Raw genomic sequence first — 234 nt, 5'->3', positions numbered from 1 at the left:
GTAAGATGCAACCACCTCTCTAAGGTCATGCCCTGATAATTTTGAAATTCTCACTAAATGTTCAGGGCTAGGAAAACGTGATGTTTCTTTGTATCTGCGCCATTTGCTGAACGTAGCTTGCGCAACTCCAATAAATTCAGCCGCGCTAGTCGCTGAAATACCATCAGAATAACGGATACAGTCAATTAGTATTTTTTCAAAGTTCATAGTTTCACCGCTTTTTAGACTCGACAC

General features: G+C 40.6%; 1 protein-coding gene. It reads right to left on the bottom strand.

Annotated elements, in window-relative coordinates; genetic code table 11:
* Positions 1-207, bottom strand: a 207-nt coding sequence (locus R0K30_RS23595; RefSeq protein WP_410613470.1) for a hypothetical protein, incomplete at its 3' end; no start/stop codon positions are given.
* Positions 208-234: the final 27 nt, after the last annotated feature.

This window comes from Bacillus sp. SIMBA_154 (assembly GCF_046536015.1).
Lineage (GTDB): Bacteria > Bacillota > Bacilli > Bacillales > Bacillaceae > Bacillus > Bacillus pumilus_P.
This window is presented reverse-complemented; position numbering and strand designations above follow the sequence as displayed.